General features: G+C 60.1%; 10 protein-coding genes. 6 read left to right on the top strand and 4 right to left on the bottom strand.

The annotated features are described in order from the left end of the window. Positions 1-615 precede the first annotated feature (615 nt). Positions 616-1,539: a LysR family transcriptional regulator gene (locus BR71_RS00790; RefSeq protein ID WP_043631287.1), complete on the top strand. Its 924-nt coding sequence runs from the start codon at positions 616-618 to the stop codon at positions 1,537-1,539. Positions 1,540-1,766: 227 nt separating this feature from the next. Beyond that, on the top strand, positions 1,767-2,402 hold the full coding sequence (locus tag BR71_RS00785; protein ID WP_208854821.1) for an alpha/beta fold hydrolase: 636 nt from the start codon (positions 1,767-1,769) through the stop codon (positions 2,400-2,402). 90 nt (positions 2,403-2,492) lie between these two features. Here BR71_RS00785 and BR71_RS00780 read toward each other — a convergent pair whose 3' ends face one another. Continuing rightward, positions 2,493-5,846 (bottom strand): EAL domain-containing protein, encoded by a 3,354-nt coding sequence (locus BR71_RS00780; protein WP_425265906.1) that lies wholly within the window; start codon positions 5,844-5,846, stop codon positions 2,493-2,495. 322 nt (positions 5,847-6,168) lie between these two features. On the opposite strand from BR71_RS00780, the gene BR71_RS00775 reads away from it, so the two are divergent. Further along, a complete protein-coding gene (locus tag BR71_RS00775) occupies positions 6,169-8,889 on the top strand; it encodes an MHYT domain-containing protein (RefSeq protein WP_052370228.1) in 2,721 nt (906 codons plus the stop codon). 48 nt (positions 8,890-8,937) lie between these two features. On the opposite strand, the gene BR71_RS00770 is transcribed toward BR71_RS00775, so the two are convergent. Further along, on the bottom strand, positions 8,938-9,846 hold the full coding sequence (locus BR71_RS00770) for a LysR family transcriptional regulator (RefSeq protein WP_043631279.1): 909 nt from the start codon (positions 9,844-9,846) through the stop codon (positions 8,938-8,940). 114 nt (positions 9,847-9,960) lie between these two features. Here BR71_RS00770 and BR71_RS00765 point away from each other — a divergent pair, with 114 nt between their 5' ends. The 3 genes from BR71_RS00765 (at position 9,961) to BR71_RS00755 (ending at position 13,042) form a co-directional block, all read left to right on the top strand. Continuing rightward, on the top strand, positions 9,961-10,902 hold the full coding sequence (locus BR71_RS00765; RefSeq protein ID WP_043631276.1) for a DMT family transporter: 942 nt from the start codon (positions 9,961-9,963) through the stop codon (positions 10,900-10,902). A 160-nt stretch (positions 10,903-11,062) separates the two neighbouring features. Then, complete coding sequence (locus BR71_RS22635; protein WP_052370227.1) at positions 11,063-11,539, top strand: hypothetical protein; 477 nt, start codon at positions 11,063-11,065, stop codon at positions 11,537-11,539. Between the two features lie 81 nt (positions 11,540-11,620). After that, the gene (locus BR71_RS00755; RefSeq protein ID WP_043631273.1) at positions 11,621-13,042 is read left to right on the top strand and encodes a Dyp-type peroxidase; all 1,422 of its coding nucleotides are present in this window, start codon (positions 11,621-11,623) and stop codon (positions 13,040-13,042) included. Here the strand turns inward: BR71_RS00755 and BR71_RS00750 are convergent. Beyond that, a complete protein-coding gene (locus BR71_RS00750) occupies positions 13,015-14,148 on the bottom strand; it encodes an SGNH/GDSL hydrolase family protein (protein WP_081862498.1) in 1,134 nt (377 codons plus the stop codon). The genes BR71_RS00755 and BR71_RS00750 overlap by 28 nt on opposite strands. A gap of 112 nt (positions 14,149-14,260) precedes the next feature. After that, positions 14,261-14,752 carry a surface-adhesin E family protein gene (locus BR71_RS00745; protein WP_156038756.1) on the bottom strand — a complete coding sequence of 164 codons (492 nt, stop codon included), beginning with the start codon at positions 14,750-14,752 and terminating at the stop codon, positions 14,261-14,263. Positions 14,753-15,051 lie beyond the last annotated feature (299 nt).

Below are 15,051 nucleotides of genomic sequence, written 5' to 3'. Positions count from 1 at the left end.
TTCGACCAAGGCGGCCAATACAGCAGCAAGAAACTCGACCAGCTATTTTGGCGTTATCAGATGAACCAGAGACCACCCCGCGATGGGATAACGGCGACTATTTGATGAGCGGATACAACTAACGACGGCCCCTCCGTCGCAATGCCGGTTTGCCGCCGGCAGTCTAATCACCACCGGGATCTCGCTACAGCTCTTTTGCACCTAGATAACCGCCGCGCCTAACTTATAAGCCACAGAACCGACTTCTTCAGTAAATTGGCTATTGCGAGGAGAACGACTGATATGGTCCGATAGCATTCCACCATACCGCCATGTCATGACCTTCTTCCTTGACCGATTTGCACGCCTAGACTGCTCCGTTGATAACGGATGAAGCGACCACTCAAATAGCTAGCCTGCGGAGGGCTTGATCGGCCGCGTGGAAGCACCGAAGAGAAAGAGCACGACCTAGAACTGGTGTCGGGCGCGCGCGGGACGCTGCGGGCGGCTCTCCTGCCTGCGCCCGATAAGCATTGCCCCCAGATACCACGCTGTCTTTATTGCGTACGGTGACCGTCCCGAAAGGGCGGTACGAAAGCTCCGTACATCGAATTATGAACAAAGGGTCCAAACAGCATGAAGCTCCTCGATCTGACGCGTTTCGATCTCAACCTTCTGGTTGTCCTTGAGGCGCTTTGGGCCGAAAGGCACGTCGGCCGTGCTGCCGCAAGGTTGCATTTGTCTCAATCTGCAACCAGTCACGCCTTATCGAGGTTGCGTACTGCCTTTGATGATCCGCTTTTCACTCGTAACCCACGTGGGATCGTGCCGACGCCTCTGACTATAGAGCTAATGCCAAGAGTGGCGGCGGCACTCGAGTCGGTCAGGCTCGTTGCCAGCCCACGCGGCCCGTTCGACCCAGGCCGTTTGCAAGCGACGCTCTCCGTAGCGGCTACCGATCATGCCATATTGACCGTCATCGCCCCTGTTCTGGCCATGATCCAGGCCGCGGCGCCGGACGTCGTACTGAAGCTCAGGCCGGCCAATCGCGAATCTGCCTTGCGCATGTTGGACGCCGGTGAACTCGATATCGTACTGGGGTCGGGCTCTTTTGCTCAGATCCCGCAGCGCTTTGATTGCCAGCTTGTTCATAAGGAGCGTTTTATCGGCATCGCACGCAAGGGTCATCCAGCTCTGATCAAGCGAGGCAAGACGCTGCACATGGATCTGGATGACTTCGCTCGCCTGCCTCACCTTCTGGTCTCGCCGCGCGGTGATACACGGGGCGCTGTCGACGATGCTTTGGAGCGTCTCGGTCGTACCCGCAAGGTGAGCGCCGTCTGCACGAGCTTTCTGGCTGTTCCGTTCATGGTAGGCGCTTCGGAATCGATTGCCGTTGTTGCCGAGCGGGTCGCAATACGGATGCAGGAGACCGCCCAGCTTAGCCTTTTTGAGCTGCCCTTGGCGCTACCAACTTGGGAGGTGCTCGTTATTCGAGCCCGCGGGCGAGCCAACGAGCCCTCCATTGAGTGGATTACAAACATGATGATCGCCGGCTAAGCATCGGCGGGGGCTTGCTGCGGCCGGTGCCGCGCCATGAATCTCGTGCATCGACATGATGCGTAGATGCCATTGGATCGAATGCCGTAGTCCTCCTAGAGTTGGGTCGTCGTTTATTCAACTCGCCAGAACACCCCATGAAAACTGAGCCCACCTTGGTCATGATCCCTTGCTTCGCAGGGGCCCCGTGGCAGCTTAACCAACTGACCTGCTTGCGGGGTCGCGCCATGCGCACCCTGCGCTTGCCGGACGATGTCTACGAACTGGAAACATTGGCCGATTTCATTATTGACCAGGTGAAGGACTTGGAGAGCTATGTCTTAGTTGGCGACTCCTACGGCGCAGTCTCCTCAATCGCGGTGGCGACGCAACAGCCGAAGGGCCTTAAGGGTCTGGTGATCTCTGGCGGTTTTGCCAAGAGTCCGATCACGTCGCCCTTGCTCAAGACGCTGGCAGCGCTTGCTCCATTCTTCCCCGGACCGTTTTACCGACTGATAACCCTTCGGGTTCACGCAGCGCAGCTGGCTTCATCATTTGACAAGGAGGGGGAGATTCCCTGGTCTACCGGGAAGACTCGCGCCTTCTTTGCCAAGGAAACGCCCCATAAAGCCTACGTCAATCGCATACGCTCAATCGAAAAGGCGGACTATACGGCACGGCTGAAGAAGATCAAGGTCCCCACGCTGATCCTGACGCCCGGGGAAGACAAGCTGATCGGCGAAGAGGCCGCGAAGATCCTCCTCAACGGCATAAAGGGCTCGCAGGAAGTCATCATGCCGCACACCGGCCACATGTTCAGGTTCTCGCATCCTGGCGCCTACTCTCTCGAGATCAGGAAATTTCTGGAACGGGCTTCGCTTTAAAGCGTATGTGCATCCCGCGTTCCTAGGACTCAGTTCTGGTATGGATGATGGACTCGAAGCGCCGGGCTCCAAACGGGAAGCCTTCCAACACTATGGCGCCTGGAAAGAGCGTATCCAGGCGGCAAACGCCTCCGCCGGCATTGGCGGGGCGATGAAGAACCCCTGCGCATAATCACAGCCCATTTCGCGCAGGCTCTGCCAATCCGCAGCGGATTCCACGCCCTCCGCTACCACCAGCCGCCCCAGATCGTGCACAAGTTCGATGGTGGATTTCACGATCATGGCTGAGTCTTTGTCCTGGGACATGTTCATCACAAAGGACTGATCAATCTTGATGTAGTCCACCGGCAATTTTTGTAAATAGCTTAACGACGAGTAACCTGTGCCAAAATCGTCCACATACAGTGCGGCGCCGGCGCATCGCAGCTCTTGCAGCAAGGCCAGCGCCAACTCCGGATCCAGCATCATGGAGCTTTCCGTGATTTCCAGCTCCAACAAACCGGTGCGAATCGAACGCTGCTCCTGCCAAAGTCGCAGCTTGTCCGGCAAGGTGTCATCCTGCAGATTGCGCACCGATAGGTTCACCGCGATGGGCAGCATTAGCTGCTGCCGCTGCCAAACTTGGAGCAAATCCAGCGCCGCGGTCACAACCCACTCGGTCAACGGGTGGATTAAGCCGGATCGTTCGGCGATATCGATGAAGGCGCTGGGCGCCAACAAGCCGTGCCGCGGATGCTGCCAGCGCACCAGCGCCTCGGCGCCACAGACCTGGCCGTCGGCCAGGCTGACCTTGGGCTGCAGATAGAGTCGCAGTTCGCCCTGCGCTATGGCGTGGCGTAGCTCTCTGGCCAACACCAGCCGCTCGGCTTGCGTCTCGGCCTTGCCCGGTTCGTACAAGTAATAAGCCACGCCTCGCTGCTTGGCCTGCTGTGTCGCCTTATCCAGGTGGCGCAGCAAATCGTGTACATTCCTCCCATGTTGAGGGAACAGCACCATTCCCACTCTTACGGCAACATCCAGCGTCAGCCCCGCCACTTCAAAAGCGGTAGTCATCGCCCAGTTGACCGCAGTGACCAGCACCAGTGCCTCCTGTCCATCCGCGCCGGGAAGCAATACCGCAAATTCGTCGCCTCGCACGCGCGCGGCCAACGCGGCGGCCGGCAGGCAGGCCGTCAGGCGCGCGCCGAACTCACGCAAGATTTGATCTCCCTGAGCAAAACCAAGCACCTCATTGATTTCTCCCAGACGTTCGATATTGAATTGCAGCACGGCCAGCGTGCGGTCCTCCTGGCTTGCGTGCACAAGCTCCAACGTCAGCGCCTCTTCAAACTGCAGCATATTGGGCAAGCCCGTCAGTTGATCATGGCGCAGCATTTGCTGCATGGCGATGCGGGCCTGCTCTCGTTCCCTCTGCGCCCGCAAGGAGCCGATGCCGAATGCCAGGTCGGCACTGGCTTCGATCAGCAAGTCGATCTCGTCGTCGTCAAAGGTATCCGCCTGCCTGTCGTAAATGGTCAATGCGCCGATAACGCGGCCATCCACCTGCAACGGGCAAGCCAAGCCGGATGCCGCCCCATGCAGCAAGGCCCGCAGCGCCTCATACCGGATATCGCTTTGCATGTCGCGCGCCAGCTGAACCTTACCGGTGCGCACCGCAGTGGGCGTGATGCTGATGCCGCCTACGGCGTCCGCCCTGCCCAGAACGATGCCTGCCAGCTCAGTCAGCTCGCCGGCAAAACCGCATTGAGCCATCGGCTGTATGCCTTGCGCATCCGCGTCGCCATACCAGATCACCGCCGTGCTATAACCGCCGGCCTCAACGATGGCCCTGCAACTGCTATCCAGCAATTGCTGCTCATCCTTGGCCCTCAGCATGGCGCGATTCCCCGCGCTCAGGGTGCGCAGGGCGCGGGAGACATGCTCTAGCTCATGCACTTGCCGCGATAGCTCGCTGTTCAGCTGCTGGATATGTTCCTCTGCCACCTTGCGCTCGGTCACATCGATACCCAGCACATAATAACCAACGACCTCCTCCCGCTCGTTGCGCTTGGGCACATAGCGGATGTTCTGCCAAATCCCTGGAAAAGGCTGCCAATCATAGTTAAGCGGCTCACCGGCCAGCACTTTGTCAATGCATGGACAGGCTATGGCATAACGTTCCGCCCCTAGAATCTCGCTTACTGCGTAGCCGGTGATGTCCGCAAGCTGGGGGGCAAAGCGCAGCCGATACTGCTCATTGACATACACATAAAGGCGATCGGCGTTGACATAGGCGATCAGCACCGGCACGGCGCTGAGGATGGCGTCCAAATGCGCTTCGCTTTCGCGCAAGCGCAAGGATCGGTCCTGGACCCGCTCGGCAAGCAAGGCATTATGCGCAAGGATGGTCCGCCGGACATCCCGCTCCGCAGTGCAGTCGCGGAACACAACCACCACGCCGTTCACCAGGCCGCTGCTGGCCATAATCGGCGCTACGGTGTAGCTGATCGGACGCTGCTGGCCATCGCGCGCCACCAGTTCCCCATTCCAGGACTCCGGTATGTGCTGGGCCTGCGTCACCATTCTTGTCCCGCATGCGAACAAGTCGATAGACCGTTCGTCTTTATCCCGGCATACGGTTAATACGTGCGACAGCGGCAAGCCGGCAGCCTCGGCGGCAGGCCAACCCGTGAGGAATTCGGCTACCCGGTTGCAATGGGTCACCAAGCCACTGGCATTAACGGAGATTACCGCATCTCCAATCGAATGCAGCGTGGCGGCCAGGTTTTCCTCGCTGGAGGCAAGCGCTCTTCGGCTGATGCTGAGGGCCCGCCATTGCCGCCGCACCATGAAATAAGTCCCGCCCAACAGCAAGAAAAGCGTGATGCCGCTCAGGCTGTTCCACCATATTTGCCACTGCTGTGAATGCTCGTAATCAACCAGCCGCCCCTCTAGCACGCGGTGCTCTTCATTGTCCATTTCGTCCAGTAAGCTATATACCTGCATGCGAGTGGAGCGTAGCGGCGCGCTCGTAGCGTAGGCGTTGGCCGCGGTTCCACCGTACTGACGGTACAAACGCTCCACCTCACGAGAGATCGCCACCCGCTGAGTGACAACCCTGCGCAGCGCCATCCACCGATCAAGCTGCCTGGGGTTGTCGCCGATTAGGGTGCGAATCTGCGTCAGCAACCGTTCGCGCGCCTCAATTGCCCTATCGCGCTCTTTTAGATTGGACTCATCACCTGTCAGGCGAAAATTCTGGGTGCTGATTTCCGCATGCACGGTAAAGCCGCGGATGTGCGCCAGCTTGTCCGCAACCATCACGCTGTTCGTCAGCCAGTGCGCTGCTTGCTTAGCGCCATCCACAACCTTCCAGATAGAAAACGACAACGCGGCTACAAACAACATGGAGACGGTAATGGCTACCCGCAGCTTGGCTTCAAATCGGTCTGGCAAGATATCCACTCCGGCATGCATACACCTATCGATATCTTCTATAGATAGTAAAGTTCACCCCGCTAAAACAAGACTCCGGGTAGAGGTTTTGAACGGCTCAGGCTCCCGTGGGCACCCCGGATATCAGCCTTGGAAGTATTCACTCTCCGCGGGCAAAATCTAGTCGCTGTAGTTGGCAAAGCAGCGCTAGATTCCCGCATTGCGCGGGGCGGCGGATGGAATAACCTTCCTGCACAACGCTGGTGCGACAATACCTGCATTGTCTATACCGGAGGAAAGCCCCTGCGGCTCATTGGCACAGCGTGAAGAAGCTATTGAAAATGGGGAGGTCATGCTCAGCTCGTTTTTCATTGACGCTTACCAGTCCTATTTGTTTTTGCCAACCAGATACAACTTGTGGCTGGTGGCGCTCTCCTTACTGGTGGCCATATTTACCTCCTGCTTGGCGCTGCAGATAGCCGGCCTGGCTCGCGAAGCCAGCGAGCGCTGGCTGCGCTGGGTCGCTCTGGCCACCGGCTCTTGCGCGATGGGCGGCGGCATATGGGCCATGCATTTTGTCGGCATGCTGGCCTTCAGCGTTTGCAGCACAATCCAGTACGCGCTGCTTCCCACTCTCTTGTCCATGCTGCCCGCCGTCGCCGCCTCGCTCATTGCCCTGCACTTGCTGTCTCAGCCCAAAATCAACGGAAAACAGCTGTTGATCAGCGGAGTTCTGGTGGGAAGCGGCATCGGCACCATGCACTACTCCGGCATGGCGGCCATACGCATGACGCCGCTGCTGCGTTACGATCCCTTCTGGTTCGCCGTTTCCATCTTGCTCGCCGTGCTGCTAAGCACCTTGTCGCTGTGGATACGTTTTGGCCTGGACAATAAGAAAATCGGCAAGGGAGGGATGACGCTGCTCAGCGGCGGGGTCATGGGGGTCGCCATTGCGGGCATGCATTATTTCGGCATGGAGGCGGCCCGCTTCATCGGCACGCGGGACCCGGCTTTCCGCAGCCCCTTTGAAGACAATGCGGGCTTGGCGGTCGCCATCGCCATCACCGTGCTCATGCTTGGCAATATCGTCTTCGTGTGCAATGTGTTGTTGCGGTACCGCCCCTTGTATCAAAGAACACTGAGCAACGAACTGAAGCTGCAAGCCACGTTCAACACCTCGCTGGACGGCATCATCACCTTCGACGAGAAAGGCGGCATCTTGAGCGCCAACCCCGCGGTGGAGCGGCTATTTGGCTGGAAGGTGGAAGAGTTGCTAGGCAAGAACATCAATTTGTTGATGCCGGAGCCGTACCACTCCAAACATGATCGCTTTCTTGCCGATTACATGGAAACCCAAATCGCGAAATTGATTGGCCAGGAACGCGAGGAGATGGCGCTCAAAAAGGACGGCAGCCAGTTCCCCATCCGCTTATCGATAGGCAAGGTATTGCTGCCCGAGCAGGTGATTTACGTCGGCTTCATCAGCGACATCAGCGCGCGTCACCGCATCCAGCAGGAGCTGGAAGAACGTGAAAGTCAGTTTCGCACCTTGATCGACAACATCCCCGGCGTCGCCTTTCGCAGCCACTTCCAGGAGCCGTGGAAAACCATATTCATCAACGAGAACATAGAAAAACTATGCGGCTGGCCAGCAAAATCCTTCTTGGACGGCCGCATTCAGTTACTGGACATCGTTCACCCGGATGACAAGGAAAGGGTGCGTGAAACCATTCGCTACGCTTTGGAGCAGCATCAGCTTTATGTCGTCGAATACCGCCTGCTCGGCCTGAATCAAGAAGAATGCTGGGTATTGGAAAGCGCCCGCGGCGTATACGACGACGACGGCGCGCTGCTGTTGATTGACGGGGTGATACTGGATATTTCGGAGAAAAAAGCGGCGGAGTTCGCTTTGATTGAAGCCAAAAACCGCGCGCTTTCGGCCGTTAAATCCAAAAGCGCCTTCCTGGCCAATATGAGCCATGAAATCAGGACGCCGATGAACGCCATCATCGGTTACACCGATTTATTGCAAGACACGGAGTTGGACGACAAGCAGAAAGGCATGCTCAAAACCGTCAACCACTCCGCCAAAAGCTTGCTGGGCCTGCTCAACGATGTTCTCGACACGGCAAAGCTGGAGCAAAACGCGCTGGAGTTGGAAGAAGCGCCCTTCTCTTTGCGCGAAGTGGCGGAACAGGTGATCGATATTCTGCAACTAAGCGCCAGCAAAAAGGGTATCTCCCTGCAGCTGAAATACCCGGACATTATCCAGCAGACCTTTATCGGCGACGCTTTCCGGGTGCGGCAGATCTTGATGAACCTGGTGGGCAACGCCATCAAGTTCACCGTTCAGGGCGGGGTCTGGCTGACGGTGTTGTCCACGGAAGAGAACGTGGTGGTCATTATCCGGGACAGCGGGATTGGCATGAGCCAGGACACCCTTGCCAAGTTGTTCGAACCCTTTTCCCAAGCGGACGCCTCAACCACCCGCCGCTTTGGCGGCACCGGCCTGGGCACCACCATCATCGCCTTGCAGTTGACCCAGAAAATGGGCGGCCGGATAGAGGTGCAAAGCGCCCTCAACAAAGGCTCGGTCTTTCAGGTTTACCTTCCCCTGCGCCCGGCGCCGCTTGACGCCTTGCCCTGCCTGGAGCCGCAGGATGCGAAGCTCATGCCTGTCCCTCCGTCTCCCTTGAACATCCTGGTGGCCGATGACGATTTAATCAATTTGGACATCGTCACCCTCCTGCTCAAAAAACACGGGCACCGGATTTACACCGCATCCAATGGGAAAGAAGTGATCAACGCGTGGCAGCACCATGATATAGACCTCATTCTGATGGACGTTCAAATGCCGGTGATGGACGGCATCACCGCCTGCAAGTTCATCCGTCAGGTGCACGCGGACAGCGACAAGCGCGCCACACCCATCATCGCGTTGACGGCCGGGGCGTTTCAGGAGGACCGCGAAGCGGCCATGGCCGCCGGCATGGACGGGTTCATGACCAAGCCTATAGACGTTGTCCGGCTGCAGGATGAAATCGAACGCGTGATGAAGCGCATGGCGGGCTAGCCGCCGGCATTCCGCCGCCACTGCGCGGTCTTCCCGCCTGGCACCAGCTCACAAACCGCCCAGCGAGCCGTCGCGCAGGCTCTTGGCCATGGTTTTGGAAGTATGCAGAAAAGCCGCCACCGCCGGGCTGACGTGCTTACGGCTGGGCACCGCCAGACCCACCGCGCGCTTGACCTTCGGCGCCAGCGGCTTTTTCACCACTCCGGGACACAACGCCAGCAAGGGCGCTGGCACCGCGAGATCGGCGACGATGGACACACCCGCCCCGTTTTCCACCATTTTGACGATGGTGATGATCTGGGCGTAGCGATGCTTGACCATGGGCCGCAAGCCGGCGTTTTCAAACAGTCTCTCAATCAGCGTGGTATTGCCCGCCAAGGTCATGATGAAAGGCATGTCGCACAAATCCGCCAGCTCCACCGCCGGCTGGCCGGCCAGCGGATGGTCTGCCGGAATCAGGGCCACGAACTGGTCCTCCACCAGCGGCAAGGTGTCAAAGCGCTCGTCCGGCAGCACCACGAAGCCCACGTCCACCCGGCGCTCGCTAACCCACTGCGCCACTTCGTCGTCCTCGCCCTCTTCCACGAACACGTCGATTTCCGGATAGGCGGCGCGGAACTGTTCGAGAATGCGCGGCAACAACAACAGCGACGATGTCGTGCCGAAGGAGCCGATGCGCAGCACGCCGCGGTTCAAGCCACGCGCCGCCGACGCTTCCTGGCGGATCGCCTCGGCCACGCCCAGCAGCTCGCGCACGCGCAACAACAGGCTGTTTCCGGCCTCGGTGGCTTCTATGCCGGCCTGGCCGCGCGTCAGCAGCGTCAACCCCCATTCCTTCTCCAACTGCTTGATCGCGTGCGATACCGCCGATTGGCTAATGCCCAATTTGTCCGCCGCCGCGGTAAAGCCGCCCAGCTCCGCCACCAGCGCAAAAATTTCCAACTGCGTAAAGGTCATGACCGTCTCGCCCACCCATGAGCAAAAGCTCATTTTTCCATGAATTGAAACAATCAATAGTATATACGCACCCAAATAGCATCAGGAGGCCGGACGTCTTGCCCGGCGCCCACCATGACCCACCCAAGCTCCATCGCCATCGCCGCGCAGCCGGCGCGCGGGCACGCCGCTCTCAGACCGGCCCTGACTTTCAAACTGGCGCTGACCGCGCTGTTCTGGGGCGGCACCTTCATCGCCGGCAGAGTGCTGGCGCAGTCCATGCCCTTGATGACCGCCGCCTTCGGCCGCTTCCTGGTGGCCGCTCTGCTGCTGGTACTGGTGGCTTACAGGCTGGAGGGCGGGCTGCCGCGGCTCAATCGCTCTCAGATCGCCGTCACCGCGTTTCTGGGCTTCACCGGCATTTTTCTCTACAACGCCTGTTTCTTCGGCGCGCTGGCGCGCATACCCGCCGGCCGCACCGCCTTGTTCGTCAGCCTCAATCCCATCATGACCGCGCTGGCCGCCAGCCTGATTTTCCGGGAGCGTCTGGGTCTGCGCCGCTGGGCCGGCATCGGCGTGGCCTTGCTCGGCGCCATGGTGGTCATCACCCGCGGCGATCTTGCCGGCACAGTCCACGATTTCAGCCAGTCCTTCGGCGCCGGGGAGGCCCTGATGAGCCTGGCGGTGCTGAGCTGGGCGGCCTACACGCTGGGTTCGCGCAAAGCGATGGAAACCCTGAGCCCGATAGCGGCCACCACCTACGCCACCCTGTGGGGGCTGGCCTTCCTGTCCCTGGGCGCGGCCGGCGAAATCGGCTCCGTTCCGTGGGCTTCCTTTGGATGGCGGATCTGGCTGTCCATGCTCTACTTGGGCGCCATAGGCACCGTGGTGGGTTTCATCTGGTATTACCAGGGCATCCGGGAAATCGGCCCGTCGCGCGCCGCCGTGTTCACTAATCTGGTACCCGCCTTCGGCGTGATCTTGTCCGCGGGGCTGCTGGGGGAACCCATCTTGGCGTCCATGCTGGCGGGCGGCGCGCTGGCGGCGGCGGGCGTGTCCTTGACCAATCGAAAATGAGCGCCCGGCCGCCTCCGTTCGCGTCGGGCGCGGCCACCGGGCAAATCCTTAGTACGAATACCTAAGCCAAGGCATTTGACTTGCAAAACGAATAAAATCACATTGACAGTCAAAGTCGCGCTGCTAGGCTTCAATTCCCAAACCCCTTAGGGAGAAGCCCATGGCCAGCCCGCTCACTCTGTTGATGCCGGTCGTCCCCGGCACCAGCTTGCAAGCCATCGCCGCCACCTTGGCGGAATACCAGCCTAAATTGCATGAGGCGCTGACCTCCATCGGCACAGTCCATTACGCGCGCACCCTGCTGCTGGACCGCTCCGCCGCCAATTTGCAGCCCACCGGCCAAGCCGGCGACAACTACGTCATCGCGGTGATCACCGAATACGACGGCAACTTCGACGCCTACATCAACGACTTCGTCGCTCAGGTGGGCACCGTCTTCGACGCCTTGCTGCAATTCGTGGTGGGCGGCAAAGCGCTGACTCCGGTGGCCAATAATGTGGCGGCCTTCCAGGCCTTCGTCACCAAGAACGACGCCTCCCAGCAACCGCCCAACAACGGCGACGGCACGCAGAACGACAACGGTTTGTACCAGGCCTACCCGTACACCGTGCAGACCATACTCGCCGCGCTCGGATAACCCACCTTCGCCAGGCGCAGGCGGCCCCCGCTTGCGCCGCGCGCGGCCCGGTCCACGCCCGCCCTTGCTGAAAGGCCCGCCATGAACAGCCCCGTTCTCCAATACGACGATATCCAAGGCACGATTTTGCGCGGCTACCGCGTGGACCTGGCACGGCACTTCGTCCTGAGCATTCGCGATCCGGCCGCCGCCGGCCGCTTCATCCGCAAACTCGTGACCGGACAGGACGGCCTGCCGCGCGTCACCACCGCGGAATGCTGGCTGAAAAAACCCGGCTGCTTTCTGAACATCGGCTTCACCTGTCCCGGGCTGGCCGCGCTGGGCGTCGACGCGGAACAGTTGGCCAGCTTCGATCCGGCCTTCCAGTTGGGCGCCACCAGCGCGGCCTCCGCCAGCGCCGTCGGCGATGTGGGCGACAGCGCGCCGGCACAGTGGATAGGAGGCCTGGCCGATGGCGGCCGGGTGCATGTTTTGCTAAGCCTGTGGGTGGCCAAGGACCCGGCGCTGCTGGAAAGCCTCAGCGCGCGCCTGCGCCAGAGCTTCGCCGACGGTTTCAGCGAGCTGTCCGCTCACGACGCGCAAGCGCTGCCGGACAACCAGGTGCACTTCGGCTATCGCGACAGCATTGCCCAGCCCACCATCGCCGGCGCGCCGGCGCGCAAACGCCAAGCGCCGGATGATCAGGAGGTCGTCGCCACCGGGGAGTTTCTGCTGGGCTACCTCAACCAAAGCGGCGGCGTGTACTCGGTCAAGCCCGAACAGCTCAGCCGCAACGGCAGCTACGCCGCCTTCCGCATCCTGGAACAGGACGTGGCCGGCTTCGACGCGTTTCTGAACGAGTACGCGGCCAAGGCAGGCATAGACCCCGAGCTGCTGGCGGCCAAGGTCTGTGGACGCTGGCGCAACGGCAACCCGCTGACGCTGCGGCCGGACGAGGCCGGCGCCACCTTGCCCGCCGACCAATTAAACGACTTCAACTACGTCAACAGCCAACCGTCCCAGGACGACACCCTGGGCCTTAAATGCCCGATAGGCTCGCATATCCGCCGCAACAACCCTCGCAACGGCGCGGTGGTGGGCACAGACAGCGCGCATCACCGCATCGTGCGTAGGGCCATGCCTTACGGCCCGGCTTACGACCCGCTCCGCCCCACCCAGGCGGCGCGCGGGCTGATCGGCTACTTAATCAACGCCAGCCTGAGGAATCAGTTCGAATTTCTCAGCAGCCAGTGGAATCTGCTCAGCGACTTCGTCAAGTCCGCAACCGAACCGGGCAACCCTGACGCCGGCAACGCGGTGTTCAATATCAGCGGGGAAGATGTGTTCCTAGGCGTCAACAACACTGCGGACAGCAGCTTCACGCTGGCCGCGCCCGGCCGCATGGGCAAGAACAACACCGTGCTGAAGGGCTTCTCGCGGATGGTCACCACTCGCGGCGGCGCATATTGCTTCTTCCCCGGCATCGGCGGCCTGCGCTATTTAGCGGACCTGGCCGCGTCCTGAAGCTTGGCCGGCCTGCCGTATTGCTCGCGGATAAAGTCCGTCATTTGCGCGGCCAGGATCTGGTGCACCTCCTGACTGGGGTGCACCTCGTCGTGGAACAGGTGGCGGTGCGAGCTGTCCAGCGGCCGTGTGTCCCCGGCGAAACCGAACACGCGCGGCAGGTCGATATAGCCCTCGTGCTTATTATGCATTGTGTCGTACTCCACCTGTTCCGCCAGCTCCATCAGGTCATTCAGTTTGGCGCTGATGTCGAAGAAACGGATGGTCACCCCGTCACTTTTGCTGCTTGCCTGTAGCGTGTCCACCGCCTTGCCCAGCAGCCGGTTGTGCTCCTGCGACAATAACTTCAACTTGGCGGCCTCCTCTGACGGCTGCTTGCGTGCGTTCACGGTTTTCGACAAGTCCGGCGCGCCCACCACCAGAATGTCCTTCACCCCCTTGGCCAGCAGCTTGTCCACTTGCTGCTTATACGTCCGGATCACCTTGCCCACATCGGTCTTGCCGAAGGTCATATAGTCGTTGGAGCCCAACGCCAGCACCGCCATATCGCCCTGCTGGAAGTCATGCTTGTTGATCTGGCGCTCCATATGGGAAATGAACATGAAAACCGGGTTCCACTTGGAGTATTTGCCGGCTACCGCGCCGCCTTCGGCGTAGTTCACCAGCGGTTTGCCCAGGTAGGCCTTGGAGGCCAGGAAGTCCGGCCAGGCGAAGCCATTGGTGAAACGCCCTTCGTAATACTGACGCGATGAGGGCATCACCCCCAGGCTCTTGCTGAGCATGCGGCCTTCGGAATCAGACAGGCTGTCGCCTATCACCACCAGCCGCTGGATATGATCCAGGTGCTTGCCTTCTCCGGCTGCGCTCACCGGCGTCTTGCCCGACACCGCCTTGTTCTGTTCCAGCTGACTCTTCAGCGCCAACGCGAACAAGGCCTTCTTGTCGACACCGCCCGAATCCACCGAATCCACCCGTGACAGCGGGGCGGCATCATGCCGCCATTGCCGCAGCTGCTTGATCAAGTTGGAGGCCTCGGCAAGCCTTAGCTCTTCACGCTGGGCGCAGTTTCTGGGCACTAGCAATTTACCGGGGGGAGCGACTCTCATGGCGTGTGATTTCCTGTGCGTGATTCAGTGACGCACAGAGTGCCAAACATCAATGGCATGATCTTGCGCAAAACGATCATGCCAAAGGCTTTAGCGCCATGAAACACGCCGTTCAACGGCCCTTGCCATGCTGAAACGCCAGTAGCTCGCGGACATAGCGCCGCTGTTCCAGCAGAAAAATCTGTATTCCCTGCCGCATCGCCACCGCCATCTCCGGGCGCTGCTGCGGCTTGCAGATATAGGTCCACAGGAAATCTTCCTGCGTATCGGGCTGGATATCCTCCATCTGCGCCTCCTCGAACACCTGCTCGCTTGAGGCGCCGTCCACGTCGAACCGCACCGTCAGCGGCATCGCCAGCAAGCGCTGCTTGCAATGCACCTCGTACAGCGACTGCCGATAAGCGTAAGCCTCCACCGGCTTGCCGCGCTCGAAACGAGGCGCGCACAAAGCCCAGAACTTGACCGTGCCTTCGGGCGTTTCGGCAATGCTGTCGCTGTCGATGAACAAAGCGCCCTGATCGGGATTGAAATAAGTGAAATCCCAGCTTGAGGCATGGGCAGAGGAAACGAACAAGGCCAAAACAAACGCAATAACTCTCAACATTTTGATTCCCAATATTTTTCCAGCCGGCACGACTAAAGCCCCAGCGGCCCGGATCATACCAGTTCCTGTTTTTTCTTGGGAAATGCCGGACGCGGCCGCCCCTGCCGCTGGCGGGGCGGAGGGGAAAGCCTTCACACCTGTTCACGATCTGCTGCGCGTCGGCGATGCCGCGTTGAAAATGGCTTCGAAATGCTCATGTACCACACGGACATTCCGCTGACGCGGACGCTGCGCGTCGCCGACCTATAGCTGCAATCCTTCAATGTCCGTTGGAAAAACCTGGGCAGGCTGGGCGCATA

The organism is Chromobacterium haemolyticum DSM 19808, from assembly GCF_000711885.1.
Taxonomy (GTDB): Bacteria; Pseudomonadota; Gammaproteobacteria; order Burkholderiales; family Chromobacteriaceae; genus Chromobacterium; species Chromobacterium haemolyticum.
This window is presented reverse-complemented; position numbering and strand designations above follow the sequence as displayed.